This window comes from Nitrospira sp. (assembly GCA_029194665.1).
Classification (GTDB): Bacteria; Nitrospirota; Nitrospiria; order Nitrospirales; family Nitrospiraceae; genus Nitrospira_D.
Genome location: JARFXO010000001.1, coordinates 563,530 through 583,951 on the forward strand (window position 1 = coordinate 563,530; position 20,422 = coordinate 583,951).

Here is a 20,422-nt window from a genome sequence, read left to right on the forward strand (position 1 = left end):
GAAGGGTATCCGACATGAAGATTCTTGCGGCAACCGATGGATCGAAATACGGCCGGTGGGCGATTGAATGGTTGGCGGAGATGCCGTTCAGTGTGAAGCCGGTTGTTCGCGTGCTGCACGTCGTCGACGTGGCGAGCGTTCGGGCTCCCTTCATGATCCAACCGGTGATCATCGGCACCGAACGGTACATTCAGTCCGAAGTGAAGCGTATGGAAACAGCGGCCAAGTCCACAAAAAAAGAATCAGAGGGCTTGTTGTCGAGGCTCGGTTTGAGCGGAACCGTAACGACCGACCAAGGCGGTGTGGCAACCACGATCATGAAGCATGCGCAACGCGGCGTAGGACTCCTGTCGATAGGATCCCGAGGCTTGGATGCCTTGGATCGCTTCATGTTGGGCAGCATCTCAAACCATGCCATCCACCATGCCCCTTGCTCCGTCCTGGTCGTGAAGGAGAGCCCTCGGCCGCTCAGGCATGTGGTGTTGGGGATCGATGGGTCGGCAGCATCGGATAAAGCGGTTAAGTTCCTGATGCGCCATGTCAATCCGATCCTAGATGGTCCGGACCAGGAACCACTCATGGTGACAGTAACGCATACGGTGCCCTCCTTCAAGTATCCGGAGGTCAAAGAGATCGGGAGAAAACTGGTACAGCGTTATGGTGATAAGCTCGCGAAATCGGGCTTCCAGGTACGTGAGGCCTTGAGGTTGGGGAAGCCGTCCGACGAGATTCTGACCGTGGCCAAACAGGATAAGGTGGACCTGATCGTGACTGGAGCGAAGGGGTTGGGCGCGATCCGCCGCGTCCTGCTCGGCAGCGTCTCCACCCGTGTGGTGCAACATGCCCACTGCGGGGTGCTCGTGGTCCGCTGATCATCTAAAGTAGGGGATGACTCATCACCAGCGGAACGGGCTTGACGGAAAGGAGGAAAGCGCAATAGACTGACGCACTTTTGGATCATCAAGGGAGATGCTTTATGACAGCATTAATGAAGATCGACCAAGACTCACTCCCTGACCGTTTAGTGACGGGGCTTTCAAAAATCGGTTTGGCGATGAAGAGTCGCGCATGGAGACGGAAGGGGCGTCCTGGTATCGGTCCCTTGCAAATCCAAGTCCTCACGTTTCTCCGGTCTAGACCAAATCATTCGGCTACCGTCTCGACGATTGCCAGGGAACTTTCCGTTAAGCTCCCTACCGCTTCCGAAGTTATCCGGACGCTTGAGCATAAGCGGTTGGTTCGTCGCCGCCGTCGGGAAATCGACAATCGTGTCGTGACCGTGCATCTGACCTCACTTGGAGCCAAGGCAGGTCACGTGGAAAACCGGTGGCCTGAGATTCTCGCGTCTGCGACCGAAAACTTGTCGGTACAAGAACAAGTCGCCCTGCTCACTGCCCTCGTGAAACTGATCCGTGCGCTTCAATTGCAAGGGGAAATCCCTGTCGCACGCATGTGCGTCTCCTGCGAACATTTCCGTCCCCATGCCTATCCCGAATCAGACCAACCGCATCACTGTGGATTCTACAATGTTGCTTTTGGAGATCAGGCATTCCGTCTCGATTGCCCGGAGTATGTAGAGGTTTCCACGGGAGAGCCGCACAATAATGTCGATATCGACATTTACAAAGCTGTGAGTGTAACTCAATCCGCCTAGGGATGATCGCTGGCGACCGGCGAACCACAGGGCGCCTACCCTGCCGGCTGTTCAGTTTAGTTGAGGTAGAGTGGTCGATCCGTCTCGACCTGCCCCATCAAGTCTTCCAATGCAGCCTGTAACGCAGTTTCGATGGGAACGCGGTCGGAATCAGTGACCCAGCGTACCGATGATCCCACTGCGGTCTGTTCGGCCCGATACGATTTGATAAGCCGGACGCCTTCGCTCATCTCTGCGTGCAACCCGATTCGATAATGGTAGAGGCCGCTGTGAGAGGTGAGCGTCAGTTTCGTTGCCACACGAAAGGTCAGGTCGGCTGGGTCAGACGAGACCGAAGCGAAGGCGCCTCGTTGTTGCAGGTACCGCAAGATTGCCTGTTTCAAGTCGAGATGCGACCATTCCAGCAAGACAATGCCTGGCCGATGGTCCGGCCCTTCCATTGAAATCGGGCTGACAACGGCCTGAAGCGTTCGAGGGATAGTGACGGTCGACGCCCTCGTGGGGAGAGGCGTCACCTGAATTCGATGGACACATCCCGTCCATGTCACACAGAGGCCCAGCAGCATTCTAAATGCAATCGAGTGGATCATGGGCAATCACAGGGCGAGCGGCTCGAACCCTCCTCAGAATGGTTTCGACTCTGCGCGATTAGCGTGTCGAGCCGGGAGAGGGATCCGACACGATCTCCAAGTCTCTCAACGCTCGAGCGGCTTGTTCTCGGTAGGCGCGTTCCGTCGGCTCTGTGTAGGTATCGATCACGCGTTGGTAGGATGCACGGGCCCTCTCCGGCTGCTGCTTGATCGCAAGATATTGTCCCAGCGCAATCCAATTCTGAGCTGCTGTGCCTCGAGCAGTTTGCATCAGGGCGAATTCGCGTCCGACCTGCGACGTCCCCTGTGACTGACCCTGCTTCCTGACGGTGTCCGCCATCTGGTCGGCCATGGCTTCGATCTGTTCGTTTTCGTGGACTGCGGCTCCCACTCTATTGGCCTTGAGGTGCGTATAAAAGTTCTCCACATGGTCTTTCATGATATCCGCTCGCCGCTGATACGGGTCTTGTGCACAACCAGACAGAAGCAGGACGCATAACGAGATAATACTTACTGTTCGGTAGAAAAAGTGGCCAATGGAAACCTTCACATGGAGCCTCCTGGATAAGAGTCCTCATACGTCCATGCAGTGGGAGTCTAACATACAGCCAGCCGTGCCAACACTAGTTCGATCGGCGGGCATCCTCGATGACTCTCTCTCGAAAAGCGCCGACCTGAGGTCACGAAGCCCCTTGAACCTCTGACGACGGCTGAGCTATCTTAAGTGGCGCTTTTTATGGGTGAAGCCCTACGCAAGGTGGGTAGGCGAATAAGGAGGAGGTTGACATGGGAAAGAGCCTAAAAGGAACCAAAAGTCACGACAATCTGAAACATGCGTTTGCAGGCGAATCGCAGGCCAATCGTCGGTATCTGTATTTCGCTCGGCGGGCAGATATTGAAGGCTATCCGGACGTCGGCGGGCTTTTCCGGGACACTTCGGAAGCCGAAACGGGCCACGCTTTCGGCCACCTGGATTTTTTGAAAGAGGTGGGAGATCCGGCAACCGGTGTGCCTATGGGGAACACCGACACCAACCTTAAATCCGCCATTGAGGGTGAAACCTACGAATATACTCAAATGTATCCCGGGATGGCGAAGACCGCCCGAGACGAAGGATTTCCTGAGTTGGCAGAATGGTTTGAAACGTTGGCGAAAGCCGAGCGGTCCCATGCCAATCGGTTTCAGAAGGGATTGGATAGTCTCAAGGGCTAACAGCCTGCTATCAGCTCACGCGCAGCGGTCAGTTTTCGACGTGGCGGGAATCCGTCGACGAAGGCTGGCCGCTGGTCGTTTTCGGAGAGGCGAATGAAGGGTCTCAGCCTTATCGTACCGATCGATTCCAAGCAGTTGGAGAAGGAAACACTCCGGATCTTCGAAGTCTGTGACGGCTGCCGGCGCTGTTTCAATCTCTGTCCGTCGTTCAACACGTTGCTGGGCCGGATCGATGCGTACGAGGGTGATCTGGCCGGACTGACTCCGACCGATCATCATCAAATCGTCGATGAATGCTACTATTGTAAGCTCTGTTTCAACCATTGTCCCTATACTCCGCCCCATCACTACGAAATCGACTTCCCGCATTTGATGGTCGCCTGGAAGAAGCATCTTGCAACGGAGCGCGGTGTTCGATCGCGGGATCGCCTACTGATCATGACCGATATGATCGGAAGACTCGGCAGTGCAACCGCCTCCGTCACCAACAGGCTGTTGGAGAGCCGACTTGTGCGTAGCCTTCTGGAACGAGTCATGGGGCTTCACCGGGACCGCCGGCTCCTGCATTTTTCCGGAGAGACGTTTCCCCGCTGGTTCGGTCGTCGAACCAAAACGTTAACAACCGATCCACCCGTCCGCAAGGTCGCGCTGTTTGCCAGTTGCCTCGTGAATTTTCAAGCGACCGACGTCGGCAAGGCGACGGTGCAGGTCCTGGAGAAGAACGGGGTCCAGGTGGTGGTGCCGGAACAGCGCTGTTGCGGCATGCCGAGTTTCGATATTGGGGATACCCAGGCCATTCAGCAAGCTGTTCGAAGCAACGTCGCGTCATTGTACCCCTGGGTCATCAAGGGGTACGATGTTGTCGTCCCGACCGCGAGCTGCAGCTTGATGCTAAAGCGCGAATATCCAGAGCTTGATCGCGGTGAGCAAACCAGACAGGTGGCCGAGCGGACCTTCGATGTCTGCGAATATCTGATGGCGATGAAAAAGGCCGGCCAGTTAACGAGCGACTTCACCAAGAAGCCGGGGCGCGTCGCCTACCAGATCCCTTGTCATCTCAGGGACCAGAATATCGGGTTTAAATCAAAGGAACTCATGGAATGCGCCGGGGCGCAGGTTGAGGTGATCGAACAATGTTCGGGACATGACGGCGCCTGGTCCGCCAAAACGGAGTTCTTTTCTTTGTCGATGAAAATCGCCGGCAAGGCCGTGCGGGCGATAGAGCAAACGCCGGCTGACCTCGTCGCTTCGGACTGCCCGTTGGCCGGCTTACAGTTGGAACAAGCCGGCGCGACGGCCCATGCAGGAGGAAAAGCCGTCCTGCATCCGATTCAGATCGTCCGTGATGCGTATGGGCTGTCGTCACAAGAGTGATGGACAGGGCAAAAGGGAGCAATCGGTGAAGGCGATCACTTCCGACGATATCATCCCGTACGAAGAGTATGAACGACAGCGAGATGCCTTTCGCGCAAAGATCATCGCACTGAAGCAACGGCGACGGATTTCTCTTGGCCCCTTGATCACCGTCGTGTTCGAAAATCGGGACACCCTCCGGTTTCAAATTCAGGAAATGATCAGAGCCGAGCGGATCATCGATCCTGCCAAGGTTCAGGATGAGCTGGATGTATACAACGCGCTCTTGCCGGAGGAGCACGAGCTGAGCGCAACCCTGTTGATTGAAATCACCGATGAGGCGAAGATAAAAGAAAGGCTCGATCACTTCATGGGGCTGGATCACGGAAAGAAGATAGCGATCGTCGCCGGCGGCGAAGAAGCCTTCGGCGAGTTCGAAGGTGGCCGCAGCCACGAGACGAAAATCAGCGCGGTCCATTTCGTCAGATTTCGACCGAGCGCCAAGATGAAAGCCGCCTTTGCGGATCTCACCCGACCCGTTTCAATTCGAGTGAATCATGGTGAGTACCACGAGGAGGTCCCTGTTCCAGGCAACATGAGGGAAGAATGGGTCGCTGATCTAAGCGTTTAACTCAGCACTCAGGACTCAGCCCCGGAGAACTATGCCCACTGTTCTGTTGACCAAACGCATCGAATTCGCCGCAGCGCATCGTTATGTCAGGACCGAATGGGATGAGGCGAAGAATCGAGCGGCGTTCGGGCGCTGCTATAATCCTCCCGCTCACGGACACAACTATTTGCTGGAGGTGACGGTCTCCGGCGAGATTGATCCAAGGACCGGCATGGTCGTCAACCTGTTCGACCTCAAACGTGTTCTCCTGGCGGTGATCGAAGAATTTGATCACAAGAACCTGAATCTCGACATGCCCTACTTCAAAGAGCGAATTCCTACTTCCGAAAATTTCGCACACGTGCTGTGGACGAAGCTGGTTGCCCAACGGGATATCGGTACACTCCACACCCTTCGGCTCTGTGAGGACGAAGATCTCTATGCCGAGGCGACTGCAGCCGACGGTCCGGATGTCGCCGCCGTTACCAGGCGGTATACCTTTAACGCAGCCCAAGAAGCCCATCAGGGGCGAGACTGGGACTGCTACGTGACGGTTTACGGGACAATCGATCCCGCGACGGGCATGGTGACGGACATTGGAGCGCTGGATCGACTGGTGCAGGACCGCGTCATCAAGACTTTTGATCGACAGGACCTCTGCCAGGCGCTTGGATCCGAAACGGTGAGGGGCGAAGCGCTAGTCAAGGCGATCTGGGACCGTATTGCCGGTCGCCTCTCCAGAGGAACCCTTCACAACATCCGCCTCGTCCAAACCCGCGACCTCTCGTTCGACTACGCCGGTTGAACGGATCCTTTACCCTTTCGAAAGGCGGGCCACCCTATATCACCGGATCTGCAGCCTTTGGAGACAACGGGTTGGTGATTACACGCTACGCGATTGTGCGGAAGGCAGTCGCAAAGAAAGGACACATACTGCTGACCGTTAAAGGGGCAGGCGTCGGCAAAACCGCAATTTGTGATTTGACAGAAGTCGCGATCAGTCGGCAGTTTCTGCTCTTAGCAACATACCGGCTTGCAGAGACGTTGAAGGAAAGCGCACGCAGTTTGAGACCGGGAATTTCCCGAGAAGATGTTGACCAGTTTGTTCTCACTCTCCCACCCCTCGCCGAGCAACAGCGCATCGTCGCCAAGGTCGATGAACTGATGACCCTCTGCGATCAGCTCGACGCGCAGCTCGCCACCACCCAGACCGACAGCCGCCGCCGCCTCGAAGCCGTGCTGCATGAGGCGCTGGCCCCGGCGGTCTGATTCAGGAAATTCAGGTAGTCTAAACCACATCTCTGGTTACTCGTGCGTAAGGCGTTGCAGGCTGGACATTAGGTGGGTGCGGGACTACCATGTGCCAAACACACCCTTGATGCGGGATCGCCATGAATGAGTTGATCTTTGTCGTCGAAGAAGCTCCGGAGGGCGGGTATATTGCGCGCGCGCTCGGGCAGTCGATCTTCACAGAAGCGGACACGCCGGCTGAATTGCCGGGGAAAGTCCGTGAAGCCGTTCGTTGTCACTTTGAAGAAGGCATGGCCCCAAAGATCGTCCGCCTTCACTATGTCCGCGAGGAAATTATCGCCGTATGAGGCTTCCCCGCGATCTGTCCGGGAGCGATCTCGCTCAGGCCCTTCGCAAACTCGGCTACTTGATTACCCGCCAAACAGGCAGTCACCTTCGACTCACCACTTACGAGCATGGCGAGCATCATCTCACGATCCCCCAGCATACCCCGCTTCGCATCGGCACCCTCTCGGCCATTCTCGCCGATGTGGCCGCGCATTTTGAGATAAACCGCGAGGTGCTTCTTGAACGGCTGTTTGGATAACAGTAGAGCCTTGCGCTTGCTGGTCGAAGGCAAAGAGCCCGAACAGCGCTGAGCAGAAGTTAGGCAGCAGATTGCGCGGTCACATCCATGACTACCACCGGAACGCGCTGGTCCTCAACCTTGTAAATCACGCGCAAGCCCTGGAGTTCGTTCCTCTCGACATGCTATAGCTAAGCCCATAGTTATGAATAGGCCTTCACGATCTGATCGAGGGTAGCGGTTTCATGGTATTCCCTGCGTTTCTTGAGGGCAGCGAAGTCCTGTTCGATCGGGTTAAAGTCGGGAGAGTACGGCGGCAGGAACAGCAGCGTGGCGCCGGTGGCCTCGATGAGCGCCGCCGTCTCCGACGATGTGTGAAAGGCCGCGTTGTCCATGATCACGAGGTGCTGGGCATTGAGACGCGGGCACAGCCTCGTCTTGAGCCAGGTGTTGAAGACCACCGTATCGCACGTCCCCTCAAACAGCAGTGGTTCTTCGAATCGCCCATCCATACGGGCCGCAATCAGCGAGGTCCGTGGCCGGCGCTGCCCGGAGACCAGGCCGTCCACGCGGTGACCCTTCGGTGCGTACCCATACCGCCGCGCCGTCGACGACGCAAACCCGCATTCATCGATATGGACGGGTCGTTTGCCACGGCGAAAGAACCGCTCGCGCAGGCGCAGGAATTGTTTCCGTTGCTGCGGATCGCGCTCCTGGTACCCGATCCTTTTTTTTATGGGTCAACGCCAGTTTGTGGAGTGCGTTCCAGATGCAATGCCGGGACACCTGGAAATGCCGTGCTCGCTCCGCTTGTGTCCGATCGGGATGGACTTCCACATGACGACGCAAGGCGTCCCAATCCAGTTTGTGGGGTCGTTGTGGGCCGGGACGCTTGTATGCTAGGCCGCCGGGCTTGAGCCAGCGGTAGACGCTGGCCTCGCCCACCTTGAATCGCCGAGCCGCCTCGGCCTTGCTGCCACCACTCCGGACAAAATCCACGACCCGTTGGCGCAAATCTGATGAGCATCTCATGCCCCATGATCGCAAAGTCCACCGTCAATGTCCATCAGTAATTGAGGGCTTGGCTATAAACAGGAATCTCTTCTACGGAGGGGCTGATGAGTGCGGCGGGGTCGATGCTAATCGGCATTGTGGGAGCGCTCTTGTTCCTGATCAGCGTGTTCGCGTTCAGCCAACGAAATTGGAAAGGCGGTTTCTTGTGGCTGTTGATCGGCGCGGGATTGATCGCGCTGTTGACCTACATGGACAAGCCATCGGCGAATCTATTGCGGTGATCGGATCAAACGGTCATCTGTCTTGATCCTAAACACGGCTCTCGAAATCCGGCGGAATGCTTTACCACGGAATCGGTTTACGATCTCGAAGAAACTGGCCGGTCATCGACTGAGGAGCCTGGGTAGCCAGCCAGACGATCGTATCCGCCCCCTGTTCTACTGAACGGGGCGCTTTGTTCCCGCCCATCTCAGTCCGTACCCACCCTGGATCGACGGAATTTACTGCTATGCCGGCGTTCTTGAGCGCCGCCGCGAATTTGCCGGTCACGCCATTGAGCGCCGTTTTGGAAATGCCATAGGCTGGAACCGCTGAACCCATGTCGCTCAACCGCCCGACTCCACTCGAGACGTTGATGATTCGAGCGGCAGCACTCTTGTGGAGCAGAGGGACGAACGCCTGGGTGACGAGCAAGGGGCCGATGGTGTTGGTCTCAAACATTCGCCGGAGTTGATCGGCAGGGAGATTGAGGGCCGAATCATCATGATCGTCCAAGATCCCGGCATTGTTTACGAGGACGTCAAGATGATCGACGGTCTCGGAGACGATCTTCGTAGCCATGTCGATACTCGCTTGATCAGTGACATCGAGGACGACGGGGGTGACCGATGGGGTGGAAAGGGAGACAGCAGCTCGTTCGATGGAATCGAGGGATCGTCCGCTGAGGAACACCCGCCACTGTTTCGCCGCCAATTGCCGGACTACCTCAAGGCCGATACCCTTGTTAGCGCCGGTTACCAAGGCAATACCAGACCTCCGGCTCCTCCACTTATCCAATAATCCTGTCATACCCTGGTTGCCGGCACGTTAGGCGACCGCGACGGAACCTTCAAGAGTTATTGTGAATGCTGAGGAAGCTGAGACGATCAATGTTTCGGCTTGTGGTGGTGCTCGCCTGTTTGTGCGGTCCCGCCCTTGCTGTTGAGCGGAGTGAAGCGGGCTGCGTAAGCTTCCTGTTCCGGTAACCTGAGGAAGACAATGATCCCGGTATCCGGATTAATCGTAAATTCCCCGGTACCCTTGAGGGTGTTTTCGCCGGATGGCTCCAATTCCACCTGGATGTTGGCCTTCTCATACCCCTGCTGGATAGTGGCTTTGGCTTTCGCCCCATCAGTGGGGATGGCCTTGTCTGAATGATCCGTTACATACAGGATCAGTTCTCTGTCCTTGGCGACCAGCTCTAGATGATAGGGCCCTGCAGTAAGGGCCTGCCCGGCGTGGAGGGCCTTCACTGGGTCGGATGGTTTCGCCGAGTGGGCTCCAACCGGCACCGTACCGAACAGCGTTGCGCACAGAGCTAAGTTCCCCAGCAAATATTTCATGATCGGTTCTCCCAATCAATACTTCGGTGGGTGGTGATGGTGGTGGTGAGGACCGGCATCATCCGCGTGGGGTGGGGCTTTTTCTCCCTGTTCACCCTTCGGTTTCAACGGCATGAAGCGGGCGGCATAGCCGTCTTGCTTCGGTAGCTTCAAGAAAACGACGACCACCGTACTCGGGGTCAGCGAAAAAGTGCCGGAGCCCCTGAGGATATTGCTCCCTACCGGAAACAAGTTCACCTGCGTCCTTGTTGCCCCATTCTCGATATTTGCCTTGGCTAATCCACCGTCCACGCTGATGGCATTGTCCGCGTGATCGGTGACGTATACGATCAAGTCTCCAGCCTTGGCGACGAGTTCTATATGAAACGGGCCGGTCATGCGCAGTTGCCCGCCGTGCGGAGCTTCAACGGCATCGAAAAATTCGTCGGTGTGGGCCTGAGCCGTGAATGAAAAGGCCAGGGTCATACCGAATACGAGGGCTACGATCGTGTTGTTCATCCTCAGGTTGCCTCCTACACTCGCCGACCATGTACCGCTTCCGGTGATCCGGGCGCGGCAGATAGGTATCTTTCAATTCAACTACTCACGGTGCATGGACGTTACGTGAGCAGGTGGTCCAAAATGAGTGCTGCGAGTTCGGCCGGCTCGACGACTCCTTCGCGCGTGAGCAGTAATTTACCATGGGCGAAGAAATGAGTCGTGGGGTATGTTTCAAACGTGTGAGTCTTCTTGATCTCACGACAGCGGCCCGGCACATGCATCTTGGCCTTGCCGATTTTGATCTCGGGGAATTTCGCAGCGGTCGCTTCAAGTATAGGATCGTAAGCCTTGCAGGGCTCACAGGTGGCAAGGCCGTAAGTGACAATTGCACCGGCGCTGTCGGTGAATTCTTTGTAGTTGGCGTCGCTGACGTCTAGAACGGTGCTCATAAGCAGTGCTAGGGTTTGAGTGCTCGCCTCGCAGCGCCTCGCGGACTCGTCGACGCAGGCTGAGCGGGCGAAGCGGGCTGAGGACTGAGCTTCAGAGCCACCCAGTCCTCAGTCCTGAATCGTTAGTTTAGCTTCGAAAGCGCAGCAAGAATGTCCTTGTCTTCTCGCGCCGTCTTGATTTCCTGGACCTTCGCGTAGGCGACCTTGCCGTTCTTATCGACGATCACGGTCGCACGTTTGGAACAATTTAGCGGTTCAAAATAGAGGCCATACGCCTTGGCCGTCGTCCGATGGACGTCGGACAACAGGCGGTGCTTGAGGTCCATGGAGTCCGCCCAGGCCTTGTGGGAAAAGAAGCTGTCGCAGCTGACGCCGAACAGCTCGGCATTGGCTGACTGGAACTTGGGAAAGTCATCGCTCAAGCACTTGTTTTCGCCCTGGCACACAGGGCTCCAATCCAGCGGGTAAAAGCAGAGCACGACGTTTTTCTGGCCCTTGTAGTCGCTCAACTTTACGTCCTTCTGGTCTTGATCCTTGAGATTGAAGTCCGGGGCTGTATCGCCCACTTTGATTTCCGGTGCTACATCGCTCATCGCAAACCTCCTTCTAGTAGATCTGTATGGGTGATTGCTGTACTGAGGTCTCGAATTGGAAGGGACCCCACCATGAACAATAAACTTTGTAACCTGTGGTTTAAACGGATGTCAACGGTCCGATAGGCCTATCGGACCGTTGAAAAAGTCCGCCAGCGACGTTCTCGCATCGCTCAGAGGCTCAACGTACCACCGGGCAAGAGCTGCCACAGCAGTTCGGGGCGGGGTGGGTGAAAAAGATACGCCTCGCCGCTTCGCTCGCTGCGGCCTTGCTGAACGAACCTTTTGAACAACCCGCGAGCGACTAGACGTCAAACGGGAACTCGATAACATGTTGAGTGACCGACGGACTTACGAGGCTTGAAGCTCTCGAAATCCCAACATTCGACCGGCTGGTGCGGCGGTCCGATAATTCCTGATGCGAATCGTGCGACGAAGCTGAGGAAGGTCGAGCGCTGATCCGACTTTTGGAGAATGTCCCACACGCAGCAATTCGCCGGCCGACTCAATCAGCACTTCCTTCGCTGCGCTGTCGGAAAGTCCTTTCGCCATAAACACTTCGACCTCGTCTAAGCCGAACTTGCTGAGTCCGAGTGAGTAGGACCACACCAGGTCCGGCCGAGAGGTGTCGTCATGGACGATGGACACATGGTCATCCAGAAGAAAGCTCATGAGCGTACGAGGCTGCCAGTCCGAGGGATTGACGTACGCTTGAGTAATGACGTCATAGGCCGTGCCCTGTGACAACAGAGTCAGGCAACGAGCCAGGCGCGCAGCGAGTAGGACGGTATCGGGCATGTCGCGAGGCGAGGCGATGGACGGTGCGACGGCGCCCATGAGATCATGTTCCCAAGACAACTGCTTCATCACGTCGGCAGCATGGCTCATCGGGAGCGGCATCACCACGTGAGCCGACCAAGGGCCTTGCGTCGCCTGCCAGGATTCTGCCGAGCCTTCCTCATGTCGAATGGCTAATGGAGCGCCATACTCCTGCTCATAGAGGAGCCTCAGCTCCTCGGTGGTCGGGGCAGTGCCACGATAGCCGATGAAATAGAGCGGAGGCCGTTTTGCCGATGGTTTTGGTGACTTTTTCCTGATTCTCATAACCGAGAGTTGTTCGGAATTATTTACCGGCTTTCCGCGCCTTGCGGCGGTCTTCTGGATTCAGCAGCCGCTTCCGCAGACGAAGGTTCTGGGGGGTGATCTCGACCAACTCGTCGGCTCCGATGTACTCCAAAGCGAATTCCAGCGTCATTTCGCGCGGAGGGGTGAGCACCAAGGCTTCGTCGGAACCAGAGGCCCGCATGTTGGTGAGGTGCTTCTCCTTGCACACGTTCACATCCAGGTCCTCGTCTCGGCTGTTCTGGCCCACGACCATCCCTCGGTAGACGTCGACGCCGGGGCCGATGAACATGGCACCACGTTCCTGTGTCATGAAGATGGCATAACCCGTACTGACACCGTCTTCAAAGGCGACCAGCGAGCCATGTGGTGCCACGATCAGGTCCCGCTCCTCCGCGGCTTCGTAAGCCGAGAACACATGGTGCATAATGACGGTCCCGCGGGTCTTCGCCAGGAGCGCGTTCTTCAGCCCCATGATGCCTCTGGTCGGAATGTGGTACTCCAAATGCATCTCACTGGTGCCGACATCAGAGTGGATGAGCCGCATGTGTCGCATCTCGCCGCGACGTTTGCCGATCTCTTCGATGACCGTGCCTTGATAGTTTTCCGGCACCTGGATGGTCAACTCTTCGTACGGCTCCATGACGGCGCCGCCTTCACGATGGAGAATGACTTCTGGTTGCGAGACTTGAAGCTCGTACCCTTCCCGTCGCATCTGTTCGATCAACACGGCGAGATGGAGTTCGCCTCGCCCCGCCACAAGGAAGCGGTCGGCGCTGTCCGTCTCATTGACGCGGAGCGACACATTGGTTTCCAGCTCCTTGAACAAGCGCTCACGCAAATGGCGTGACGTCAGAAACTTGCCTTCACGTCCGGCGAAGGGACTGTTATTCACCGAGAAGGTCATCTGAACCGTCGGCTCGTCGATCGAGACGCGCGGGAGGGCGACCGGACGCTCGGCGTCGGCGATGGTATCGCCGATGCTCACCTCATCAAGCCCCGCCACTGCGACGATCTCTCCGGCGGCTGCCTGTTCGGTGTCGGCTCGTTCAAGGCCCGAATAGACCGCGAGGTCGGACACTTTTCCGGGAATCTGCGCGCCGTTCTTGCCGAGGACCATGACATTCTGCCGCCGGGCGATTGAACCGGACTGGATCTTGCCGATCCCCATCTTGCCTTTGTAGGGATCTTGCACAAGGGCCAGCACAAGAATTTGGAGCGGGGCCTCGACGGTAATGGCTGGAGCTGGGATCTTCTCCAGCACGGTGTCGAGTAATGGTCTGATGTCGGTACCCGGCTTGTTGACATCGAGCGTGGCGATCCCCTTGATCGCCGACGTGTAGACGATCGGAAAGTCGAGTTGTTCGTCGGTGGCTCCCAGATGGACGAACAGGTCGAAGGTGCGGTTGACGACGTCGTCGATGACGGCGTCCGGCCGGTCGATCTTGTTGATGACGACGATGGCTTTGTGCCCAAGCGCCAAGGCTTTCCGCAACACGAAGGTCGTTTGCGGCATGGGGCCCTCTTTCGCATCGACCAAAATCAATACGCCGTCCACCATCCGGAGCGTGCGTTCCACTTCACCCCCGAAATCGGCATGGCCCGGAGTATCGACAATGTTGATTTTCACCCCGTTGTAGATGACGCTGGCGTTTTTAGCCCGGATCGTAATCCCACGCTCCCGTTCCTGGTCCATCGAGTCCATGATGCGTTCGCCCATATCGTCGATCTTGCGATGGACGTGAGTTTGACGGAGCACCGCATCGACCAAGGTTGTTTTGCCGTGATCGACGTGGGCGATAATGGCGATATTCCGAATATCACTGCGACGGTCATGGGGGGCGCGTACTGTGGTCATAATGACGATATGTTCCTGATGACAAAAAAAAGACGCCCTGAGAGCGAGGCGTCGTTACCACTATAGCTGAACTCTATTCTCTCAAACAAGTGAATATAAACGAATGCGGAGAATAACCTCAAGAGACAAAAATCGAACAGGCGGTGAAGATGATCCAACATGTGCCGAATGTCACGACCGCTCGCAGCGATACACCGGTCATCCTCCCTGTGCGTCACGACGTAGAGACCGACGACCATGTTGGCCGGCGAAAGGGCCGCACCAAAGCCAGCCGTGCCATGCCGCTGTCGTGACTGCCAGGATGAACGGGATCAGGACGTTGAACTTGGCACCGAGGAACTGCGTGAGGTGGTGTGATCGAATACGGATTCCCACTGACGCACCTTGTCCTCCGCCTCTTCGCGCTCGGTGAGGACAGCTGCCATCACCAGCATGATGATGCTGAGGACGCCCATGAAGACTTGCAGGAGCAGCAGGGACGACTCGACGGTCGGCTGGGCGAACGGACCGGTGCCCTGAGCTGTGCCGACGACAGCGAGGGCGCTCACCGGAACGAGGGCCGTCGCCGCTCCGTGCAGGCCAAAGCGGAAGGTGGCCCACAACAGAAGTGGAATGATCAGATAGGTCAGCGGAGTGAGGAGGCCGGGAATGGGCGAGAGGATGCCGAAGATGACGCACGCCAGCGTCGACAACAACAGAAGCAGCAGTGTGGCCTCTGCCAGTCGGAGTGGGTGCCAATCGACTGAAGGCCGGCGACTCCAGGTCAGAATAAACGATCCCACCGTGAGAACGCCCATCATATCGCCTAGCCACCATGTCCACCAGATGAAGGTGATGGTTTTGGCCGGTGCGAACCCCGCCACATATAGGCTGGCGACCCCGAAGGTGGCGGCGATGAGACACACGAACATCGCCACGCCTGCGAACGTGAAAGCATGGACCGCTTGCTGGAAGGGACGAACTGAGCCGGTCCAGCGCCGCACGAGAAAGTTCCCCGCCAAAGCCTGGAGAGTGGAGCCGCCGGCGATGCCTGCTGACACGAACAGGTGGGCCGACAGGGGGAACAGGTTGGTCGTGGTAAAGCCGTCAAAAAAATTCGCCAGAAACGCCCCCAGCCAGACGCCTGGCCAGACCTGCTGTCCGTACAACAGCAAAGCGGCAAGGGCGATGCCAGCCGGAGGCCATAGCGCCGGCGCCTTGTTCTCCGGCGGCAAGGTCAGCATCGGCTCCAGCCTGGCCGTGGCGACGTACAAGGCGGCAAGGGCCAGCACCAGGGCCAGCCACCGCAGCCAGCTCGAAGTAGAGCGTCTCTCCGTCAAAGTTCCTTTCTTCGCCGACGCTAAGGCCGGAAGCCCAGCCTCTAACCGCAAAGCGCGGATCAGGCAGGCATGGCTCGTGGCTGGGCGGGATTCTCTTTCTTTATCTCATGAAGAGGCAGAAGCAAAAGGAAATTGCTAAACTGACCGACCCGTTGTGGTTATGTCTCTTTGGGTTTGAGGTTCCACGGCGATCACTTAGGCGACGTTGGCGGCGGAAGCTTGAGTTTTGTAAGGACGCATTGTAAGGTTTTCCAGCCTCGCAGATCAGACTTCCCAGGAGTGAGTCTTCATGCCACGCGATGACCCGTTCTTTGAAATTCAGACAAGGCCGCCTCGTCGCCTGCGTCGGTGGCAGATCGCCTTGATTGGTCTGGTGGCCGCCACCATCGTAGGAGTCACGATGGTCGCAGGAATCATCTGGCACTTTTCCCAAGATCTTCCATCGCTCGACCTACTCCAAAACTATCAACCGAGTTTGGTCACCACCGTCTATTCGGATGATCGTCAACCCATCGGCCAGTTCTATATCGAGCGCCGCATCCTGACTCCGCTCCCTGAAATTCCAAAAACACTGACACAGGCCGTCATTGCGACGGAGGACGCGCGGTTTTTCGAGCATCCGGGATTGGACTTTATCGGGATGCTCCGGGCGGCTTGGACGAACATTCGCCATGGAGGGAAGAAGGTCGAAGGCGCCAGCACGATCACGCAACAGTTGGCTCGTTCGCTCTTTCTCTCGTCCGAGCGGTCCTACGAACGGAAGATTCGTGAGCTTGTTCTCGCGTACAAAATGGAGGTGGTCTCCGGTAAGGAACAGATCCTTGAAACCTACTTAAACCAGATCTATTTCGGGCAGGGAGCCTATGGCGTCGGCTCCGCGGCTCATTCCTATTTCGGAAAAGACGTCAGATCTCTGACTCTTGCCGAATCCGCATTCTTAGGCGGTCTGCCGAAGTCGCCGAGCCGGTTTTCTCCTTTTACCGCCTATGATTTGGCGAAGAAGCGCCAAGAGCATGTTCTCGCCAGAATGGAGGAAGTTGGGTTTATCAAAGCGGCGGAACGGGAGACGGCTGCTCGTGAAAAGCTGAATTTCCATCGACCGGGAAGCGAACACCTTGCGCCGTATTTCGTTGAATACGTCCGTCAACTGCTCGTGGCGAAGTACGGGGAATCGATGGTGTACAAAGGCGGTCTCCAAATTTACACGACCTTGAATTTGGAGATGCAAAAAGCGGCGGAGGCAGCGCTCTTGAACGGGGCTCGCGAGCTCGACAAACGGGAAGGGTGGCGAGGGCCTCGACGATCCGTCGATTTGGCGACTTTCCAGCCATCGGGCCTGACCCAGACGGATCAGCTGCTCAAACCCGGTTATCTGGGTGAAGGGGTCGTCTTGAAGGTTGCGAAGGATCACTATGTGGTTCAAGTCGGCGCATTTACCGCGAAACTGACGTTTGACGACATGGCGTGGGCCAAGCGGATTCTCAAGGGGCCGGATCCCGCAGTGGATTTCGTCGTGAACCCGAATCTCAAGCAACTCCTGAAGCCCGGGGATGTCATCGAAATCGGCGTGAAACGACTCACCAAGGATGGAGTGCAACTCACACTGGAGCAGACGCCGATCGTCGAAGGAGGACTGATTGCGATCGATCCCAAAGGGGGTGCGATTCGGGCGATGGTGGGCGGCTATGATTTCTCCCGCAGTGAATACAACCGGGCGGTGCAGGCTCATCGCCAGCCGGGGTCCGCGTTCAAACCTCTCATTTATGCGACTGCGATGAGTCAAGGATTGAGCCCCGCCACACAGATCCTCGATGCCCCGGTCGTCTACGAGCAGGAAGAAGAGGACAAGATTTGGAAGCCGGAGAACTACGGTCGGAGGTTTCACGGCATGGTGAGCCTCAGAGATGCGTTGGCTCAGTCACACAATCTTGCGACGGTTCGGCTGTTGGACAAGGTCGGCGTGAAAAACGTGATCGAGCTCTCGCGCACCGTCGGGGTCACGAGTCCGCTTCCCGCCGATCTATCCCTGGGACTCGGCACATCGTCGGTGGGCTTGATGGAGTTGACGTCGGTGTACGGTGTGTTTTTGAACCAGGGGAATCGAGCGGAACCCTTTGCGGTCCAATCGGTCAAGGATAACCAGGGGAAGACGATTGAAGTGACCGAGCCTGAGCCTCATGAAGTCATCTCCAAAGAAACCGCTTATTTGATCACCAACATGATGGAGGATGTCGTGCAGAGGGGAACCGGGCAGTCGGCAAAGATTCTGGGACGTCCGATCGCCGGGAAAACCGGCACGACGAACGACTACATCAATGCTTGGTTTATCGGTGGCACACCGAATCTGGTCGCCGGTGTCTATGTCGGTTTCGACGATCGCCGCTCACTGGGAGAGAGCGAAACCGGAGCCCGTTCAGCCTTACCGATCTGGAACGCTTTCATGAAAGAGGCGCTTAAGCAGCTTCCCGTTGTCCCGTTCGAGATTCCTGACGGGGTGACTTTTGTGAAAGTCGATGCCGCGACCGGACTCCTGGAGTCAGAGCAAGAAGGAGAAGAGCAGAAGGGAACGGTTGAACTCTTTGCGAAGGGGAGTGAGCCGACTCAGGCGGCGCAGCGTCGGTTGGATCCAACGGATTTCTATAAGCTTGATCAGATCCCAGAAGGTCAACCGATCGGAGACGACAACTTGCAACCGCCGTGACTATGACTTCGAATCTTGATATTCCTCGTGCCAAGCCATCTGAATCGTCTCCAGAATCTTCTCGTTCGACTTCTTGGGATCGTCCCGAAATTCCGACAGCGCAACGACCCAGGCATGCATGTCGGTAAAGCGTACCGTGAGGGGATCCGCCTCAGGGTGTTCTTCTACCAGCCGGATGGCGATCTCTTCGGCATCTTGCCACTTCAGGTCCATCATCGTCCCCCCACGGTCACGACACCTCAGACACTTTTTTCCCCTGCAGACCTTTCTTAAGAGAATCGTCGAGCATCACGGTGTTCAAATGCTTTGCGGCCTGTTCGAGTTCAACCATGCGCGCACGGATGGCACGGGGATCCGTCCCGTCCTTTGCGGTGGACAACTGCGACAATGCGGCGCGGATCGCATCGGTTTCCTCACGCGCCACCAGATGTCCTGCTTCCGCCAATGATTTATCGGTGGTCTTGAATAAGGATTCGGCATCTAATCGAGCTTCGATCAGCTTGCGAGCGCCGATGTCCTCTGCCGCAAACTTAAACGAGTCCTCGATCATCCTCTCCACTTCCATGTCGGACAATCCATAGGAGGGTTTGACCTCGATCGACTGGCTTTGGCCCGTCCGCATGTCCGCCGCCGTGACATTCAAGATTCCGTTGGCATCGATCAAAAACGTCACCTCGATGCGCGGTACGCCGGCTGGGAGGGGCGGTACTTTAAGACGGAATCGTGCCAAGCTCCGGTTGTCTTTGACGAGTTCGCGCTCACCTTGCAGGATATGAATGTCCACTCCGGTCTGACCGTCCACATAGGTCGTGAACATTTCCTTGGCGCTCGCCGGAATGGTCGTGTTCCGGCGGATCAGGCTGCTCATGACGCCGCCCATCGTTTCGATGCCGAGAGACAGGGGCGTCACATCCAGCAACAACATGTCTGTTGTCCCGCCGCTGAGAATATCGGCTTGCACAGCCGCGCCCAGTGCGACGACTTCGTCCGGATTCAAGTGGCAATGTGGAGGTTTTCCGAACAGGGCTTCCACGCGCTGCCGAACCAACGGCATGCGAGTAGACCCGCCCACCAAGACCACTTCATCGATGTCTTTCGGGGTGAGCCCGGCGTCTTTTATTGCCATACGACAGGGAGCTAACGTACGCTCAATCACACTCGCCGCCAGGGGTTCGAGCTGATCACGCGTCAGCTCTCTGGTGAAGCATCCTTTGTCCTCCGGGAGCTCAATCGCTATATCGGTCCTCAACTCATCTGTCAGGCGTATCTTGGCCCGCTCAGCTTCCAGCCGGACGGCCTGCATGTGATCGGGGTAGCCGCTTATGTCGATTCCTTCTCGCTCTCGAATTTCCGCAATAAAGAGATCAACTAATACGCGATCGACATCGTCTCCCCCCAGGTGAGTATCTCCGTTGGTTGCGAGCACCTCAAAGATACCGTCCTTCAATTTCAGGATCGATATATCGAGCGTGCCGCCTCCGAAATCATACACGGCGATCGTGCCTTGCGTGTTTTTCTGAAGTCCGTAGGCCAAAGAGGCGGCGGTCGGCTCATTGATGATCCTCAAGACTTCCAACCCGGCAATGAGACCGGCGTCTTTGGTGGCCTGTCGCTGGCTGTCGTTAAAGTAGGCTGGAACAGTAATGACGGCCTTCGTGATGCTTTCGCCGAGGTACGCCTCCGCCCGCAGCTTCAATTCTTTGAGGATCATGGCGGAGATCTGGGGCGGCGAATAGCTTTTCTGGCCGAGCCTGATCCGGATGACACCGCCTGTTTCAGTGAGACTGTATGGAAAGTATGACAGCTCGTCTTGGACATCGGCCAACCCTTTGCCCATGAACCGCTTCACGGAATAGACTGTGCGCTCTGGATTTCTGGTTAAGTGCTCCTTCGCCGGGTCTCCCACGATCAAACCATTGTCCGTTAAGGCCACGACCGAAGGCACCATCGTCCGACCATGACGGTCCGGGATGATGCAGGGCTGTCCGTCATGCATGTACGCAACCAGCGAATTGGTTGTGCCGAGGTCGATGCCGACTATTCTTGCCAT

The 20,422-nt window shown here is 56.9% G+C and carries 26 protein-coding genes; 12 read left to right on the top strand and 14 right to left on the bottom strand.

Features of this window, described 5'->3' with window-relative positions; translation table 11 throughout:
* Window positions 1-14: 14 nt before the first annotated feature.
* A complete protein-coding gene (locus P0119_02610) occupies window positions 15-872 on the top strand; it encodes a universal stress protein (GenBank protein MDF0664948.1) in 858 nt (285 codons plus the stop codon).
* Between the two features lie 104 nt (window positions 873-976).
* The gene (locus P0119_02615) at window positions 977-1,654 is read left to right on the top strand and encodes a MarR family winged helix-turn-helix transcriptional regulator (protein MDF0664949.1); all 678 of its coding nucleotides are present in this window, start codon (window positions 977-979) and stop codon (window positions 1,652-1,654) included.
* 56 nt (window positions 1,655-1,710) lie between these two features.
* On the opposite strand, the gene P0119_02620 is transcribed toward P0119_02615, so the two are convergent.
* Both P0119_02620 and P0119_02625 read right to left on the bottom strand, forming a co-directional pair.
* Window positions 1,711-2,244, bottom strand: coding sequence for a hypothetical protein (locus P0119_02620; protein ID MDF0664950.1), 534 nt, complete (start codon window positions 2,242-2,244; stop codon window positions 1,711-1,713).
* Window positions 2,245-2,302: 58 nt separating this feature from the next.
* Window positions 2,303-2,794, bottom strand: a complete 492-nt coding sequence (locus P0119_02625; protein MDF0664951.1) for a hypothetical protein — start codon at window positions 2,792-2,794, stop codon at window positions 2,303-2,305.
* Between the two features lie 236 nt (window positions 2,795-3,030).
* On the opposite strand from P0119_02625, the gene P0119_02630 reads away from it, so the two are divergent.
* The 7 genes from P0119_02630 to P0119_02660 all read left to right on the top strand — a co-directional run bounded on the left by P0119_02630 (window position 3,031) and on the right by P0119_02660 (window position 7,256).
* Complete coding sequence (locus P0119_02630) at window positions 3,031-3,456, top strand: rubrerythrin family protein (protein ID MDF0664952.1); 426 nt, start codon at window positions 3,031-3,033, stop codon at window positions 3,454-3,456.
* Between the two features lie 93 nt (window positions 3,457-3,549).
* Complete coding sequence (locus tag P0119_02635; protein MDF0664953.1) at window positions 3,550-4,830, top strand: heterodisulfide reductase-related iron-sulfur binding cluster; 1,281 nt, start codon at window positions 3,550-3,552, stop codon at window positions 4,828-4,830.
* A gap of 25 nt (window positions 4,831-4,855) precedes the next feature.
* Complete coding sequence (locus tag P0119_02640; protein ID MDF0664954.1) at window positions 4,856-5,440, top strand: DUF3501 family protein; 585 nt, start codon at window positions 4,856-4,858, stop codon at window positions 5,438-5,440.
* Window positions 5,441-5,471: 31 nt separating this feature from the next.
* Entirely contained in the window at window positions 5,472-6,224 is a 753-nt protein-coding gene (locus tag P0119_02645; GenBank protein MDF0664955.1) for a 6-carboxytetrahydropterin synthase, read from the top strand.
* Between the two features lie 74 nt (window positions 6,225-6,298).
* Window positions 6,299-6,688 carry a restriction endonuclease subunit S gene (locus tag P0119_02650; GenBank protein MDF0664956.1) on the top strand — a complete coding sequence of 130 codons (390 nt, stop codon included), beginning with the start codon at window positions 6,299-6,301 and terminating at the stop codon, window positions 6,686-6,688.
* Between the two features lie 122 nt (window positions 6,689-6,810).
* Window positions 6,811-7,017 carry a 2-oxoisovalerate dehydrogenase gene (locus P0119_02655; GenBank protein MDF0664957.1) on the top strand — a complete coding sequence of 69 codons (207 nt, stop codon included), beginning with the start codon at window positions 6,811-6,813 and terminating at the stop codon, window positions 7,015-7,017.
* Complete coding sequence (locus P0119_02660; protein ID MDF0664958.1) at window positions 7,014-7,256, top strand: type II toxin-antitoxin system HicA family toxin; 243 nt, start codon at window positions 7,014-7,016, stop codon at window positions 7,254-7,256. Before P0119_02655 ends, P0119_02660 begins: the two co-directional genes overlap by 4 nt.
* Window positions 7,257-7,438: 182 nt before the next feature.
* Here the strand turns inward: P0119_02660 and P0119_02665 are convergent, their stop codons facing one another.
* Window positions 7,439-7,912 (bottom strand): IS630 family transposase, encoded by a 474-nt coding sequence (locus P0119_02665; GenBank protein ID MDF0664959.1) that lies wholly within the window; start codon window positions 7,910-7,912, stop codon window positions 7,439-7,441.
* The gene (locus tag P0119_02670; protein MDF0664960.1) at window positions 7,863-8,267 is read right to left on the bottom strand and encodes an IS630 transposase-related protein; all 405 of its coding nucleotides are present in this window, start codon (window positions 8,265-8,267) and stop codon (window positions 7,863-7,865) included. The genes P0119_02665 and P0119_02670 overlap by 50 nt, the downstream gene beginning before the upstream one ends.
* Window positions 8,268-8,353: 86 nt before the next feature.
* Between P0119_02670 and P0119_02675 the strand changes: the two genes are divergently transcribed.
* Window positions 8,354-8,530 (top strand): hypothetical protein, encoded by a 177-nt coding sequence (locus tag P0119_02675; GenBank protein MDF0664961.1) that lies wholly within the window; start codon window positions 8,354-8,356, stop codon window positions 8,528-8,530.
* Window positions 8,531-8,591: 61 nt separating this feature from the next.
* Here the strand turns inward: P0119_02675 and P0119_02680 are convergent, their stop codons facing one another.
* The 7 genes from P0119_02680 to typA form a co-directional block, all read right to left on the bottom strand.
* Window positions 8,592-9,269, bottom strand: a complete 678-nt coding sequence (locus P0119_02680; protein ID MDF0664962.1) for an SDR family NAD(P)-dependent oxidoreductase — start codon at window positions 9,267-9,269, stop codon at window positions 8,592-8,594.
* Window positions 9,270-9,394: 125 nt separating this feature from the next.
* Window positions 9,395-9,850 carry a hypothetical protein gene (locus P0119_02685; GenBank protein MDF0664963.1) on the bottom strand — a complete coding sequence of 152 codons (456 nt, stop codon included), beginning with the start codon at window positions 9,848-9,850 and terminating at the stop codon, window positions 9,395-9,397.
* 15 nt (window positions 9,851-9,865) lie between these two features.
* Complete coding sequence (locus tag P0119_02690) at window positions 9,866-10,348, bottom strand: hypothetical protein (GenBank protein MDF0664964.1); 483 nt, start codon at window positions 10,346-10,348, stop codon at window positions 9,866-9,868.
* 101 nt (window positions 10,349-10,449) lie between these two features.
* Complete coding sequence (locus P0119_02695; protein ID MDF0664965.1) at window positions 10,450-10,779, bottom strand: thioredoxin family protein; 330 nt, start codon at window positions 10,777-10,779, stop codon at window positions 10,450-10,452.
* A 122-nt stretch (window positions 10,780-10,901) separates the two neighbouring features.
* Window positions 10,902-11,372 carry a peroxiredoxin gene (locus P0119_02700; protein MDF0664966.1) on the bottom strand — a complete coding sequence of 157 codons (471 nt, stop codon included), beginning with the start codon at window positions 11,370-11,372 and terminating at the stop codon, window positions 10,902-10,904.
* Between the two features lie 351 nt (window positions 11,373-11,723).
* Window positions 11,724-12,476 (bottom strand): hypothetical protein, encoded by a 753-nt coding sequence (locus P0119_02705; GenBank protein MDF0664967.1) that lies wholly within the window; start codon window positions 12,474-12,476, stop codon window positions 11,724-11,726.
* A 19-nt stretch (window positions 12,477-12,495) separates the two neighbouring features.
* On the bottom strand, window positions 12,496-14,352 hold the full coding sequence (gene typA, locus P0119_02710) for a translational GTPase TypA (GenBank protein MDF0664968.1): 1,857 nt from the start codon (window positions 14,350-14,352) through the stop codon (window positions 12,496-12,498).
* 149 nt (window positions 14,353-14,501) lie between these two features.
* On the opposite strand from typA, the gene P0119_02715 reads away from it, so the two are divergent.
* Window positions 14,502-14,645 carry a hypothetical protein gene (locus P0119_02715; GenBank protein ID MDF0664969.1) on the top strand — a complete coding sequence of 48 codons (144 nt, stop codon included), beginning with the start codon at window positions 14,502-14,504 and terminating at the stop codon, window positions 14,643-14,645.
* Between the two features lie 18 nt (window positions 14,646-14,663).
* Here P0119_02715 and P0119_02720 read toward each other — a convergent pair whose 3' ends face one another.
* Window positions 14,664-15,671: an MASE1 domain-containing protein gene (locus tag P0119_02720; protein MDF0664970.1), complete on the bottom strand. Its 1,008-nt coding sequence runs from the start codon at window positions 15,669-15,671 to the stop codon at window positions 14,664-14,666.
* A gap of 289 nt (window positions 15,672-15,960) precedes the next feature.
* Between P0119_02720 and P0119_02725 the strand changes: the two genes are divergently transcribed.
* Complete coding sequence (locus P0119_02725; protein MDF0664971.1) at window positions 15,961-18,372, top strand: PBP1A family penicillin-binding protein; 2,412 nt, start codon at window positions 15,961-15,963, stop codon at window positions 18,370-18,372.
* Here the strand turns inward: P0119_02725 and iscX are convergent, their stop codons facing one another.
* Complete coding sequence (gene iscX, locus P0119_02730) at window positions 18,373-18,585, bottom strand: Fe-S cluster assembly protein IscX (GenBank protein ID MDF0664972.1); 213 nt, start codon at window positions 18,583-18,585, stop codon at window positions 18,373-18,375.
* A gap of 16 nt (window positions 18,586-18,601) precedes the next feature.
* A complete protein-coding gene (gene dnaK, locus P0119_02735; GenBank protein MDF0664973.1) occupies window positions 18,602-20,422 on the bottom strand; it encodes a molecular chaperone DnaK in 1,821 nt (606 codons plus the stop codon).

Coding starts and splice junctions, on each gene's coding strand:
- P0119_02610 (MDF0664948.1), top strand. CDS start 15: ATGAAGATTCTTGCGGCAACCGATGGATCGAAATACGGCCGGTGGGCG.
- P0119_02615 (MDF0664949.1), top strand. CDS start 977: ATGACAGCATTAATGAAGATCGACCAAGACTCACTCCCTGACCGTTTA.
- P0119_02620 (MDF0664950.1), bottom strand. CDS start 2,244: ATGATCCACTCGATTGCATTTAGAATGCTGCTGGGCCTCTGTGTGACA.
- P0119_02630 (MDF0664952.1), top strand. CDS start 3,031: ATGGGAAAGAGCCTAAAAGGAACCAAAAGTCACGACAATCTGAAACAT.
- P0119_02635 (MDF0664953.1), top strand. CDS start 3,550: ATGAAGGGTCTCAGCCTTATCGTACCGATCGATTCCAAGCAGTTGGAG.
- P0119_02645 (MDF0664955.1), top strand. CDS start 5,472: ATGCCCACTGTTCTGTTGACCAAACGCATCGAATTCGCCGCAGCGCAT.
- P0119_02655 (MDF0664957.1), top strand. CDS start 6,811: ATGAATGAGTTGATCTTTGTCGTCGAAGAAGCTCCGGAGGGCGGGTAT.
- P0119_02660 (MDF0664958.1), top strand. CDS start 7,014: ATGAGGCTTCCCCGCGATCTGTCCGGGAGCGATCTCGCTCAGGCCCTT.
- P0119_02670 (MDF0664960.1), bottom strand. CDS start 8,267: ATGAGATGCTCATCAGATTTGCGCCAACGGGTCGTGGATTTTGTCCGG.
- P0119_02675 (MDF0664961.1), top strand. CDS start 8,354: ATGAGTGCGGCGGGGTCGATGCTAATCGGCATTGTGGGAGCGCTCTTG.
- P0119_02685 (MDF0664963.1), bottom strand. CDS start 9,850: ATGAAATATTTGCTGGGGAACTTAGCTCTGTGCGCAACGCTGTTCGGT.
- P0119_02690 (MDF0664964.1), bottom strand. CDS start 10,348: ATGAACAACACGATCGTAGCCCTCGTATTCGGTATGACCCTGGCCTTT.
- P0119_02695 (MDF0664965.1), bottom strand. CDS start 10,779: ATGAGCACCGTTCTAGACGTCAGCGACGCCAACTACAAAGAATTCACC.
- P0119_02700 (MDF0664966.1), bottom strand. CDS start 11,372: ATGAGCGATGTAGCACCGGAAATCAAAGTGGGCGATACAGCCCCGGAC.
- P0119_02705 (MDF0664967.1), bottom strand. CDS start 12,476: ATGAGAATCAGGAAAAAGTCACCAAAACCATCGGCAAAACGGCCTCCG.
- typA (MDF0664968.1), bottom strand. CDS start 14,352: ATGACCACAGTACGCGCCCCCCATGACCGTCGCAGTGATATTCGGAAT.
- P0119_02715 (MDF0664969.1), top strand. CDS start 14,502: ATGATCCAACATGTGCCGAATGTCACGACCGCTCGCAGCGATACACCG.
- P0119_02725 (MDF0664971.1), top strand. CDS start 15,961: ATGCCACGCGATGACCCGTTCTTTGAAATTCAGACAAGGCCGCCTCGT.
- iscX (MDF0664972.1), bottom strand. CDS start 18,585: ATGGACCTGAAGTGGCAAGATGCCGAAGAGATCGCCATCCGGCTGGTA.
- dnaK (MDF0664973.1), bottom strand. CDS start 20,422: ATGGCAAGAATAGTCGGCATCGACCTCGGCACAACCAATTCGCTGGTT.